At 41.1% G+C, this 394-nt stretch carries 1 pseudogene; it reads left to right on the top strand.

The features are described from left to right. Nucleotides 1-394 (top strand): annotated as a pseudogene (locus tag J7R10_RS09370) (polyribonucleotide nucleotidyltransferase); the annotation flags it as partial.

The following is a 394-nucleotide window of genomic DNA, read 5'->3' as shown; positions in this document are numbered from 1 at the left end:
CAGAAATTACTGAATCCAATGGATCATCTTTCATGGCAACTGTTTGCGGAACTTCACTTGCTCTCATGGATGCTGGTGTTCCTCTGGCACGCCCAGTTGCGGGTATTGCTATGTGCTTGATTAAAGAAGGTGAACGCTTTGCTGTTCTGTCCGATATTTTAGGAGATGAAGACCATCTTGGAGATATGGATTTTAAAGTAGCAGGTACAGAAAATGGTATTACTGCTTTACAAATGGATATCAAGATTGATGGTATTACCGAAGTATTTATGGAAATCGCACTTGAACAAGCTAAGGAGGTTCGAATCCATATCCTTAACGAAATGGCTAAAGCTTTAACCAGTGCACGTGCTGAACTCAGCGAATTTTCTCCACGCATCGAAGTTATGAACAT

The organism is Bartonella vinsonii subsp. berkhoffii ATCC 51672 (assembly GCF_902825225.1).
Classification (GTDB): domain Bacteria; phylum Pseudomonadota; class Alphaproteobacteria; order Rhizobiales; family Rhizobiaceae; genus Bartonella; species Bartonella berkhoffii.
Note: the sequence above shows the minus strand (reverse complement) of the source record. Positions and strands in the feature narration are given on the sequence as shown.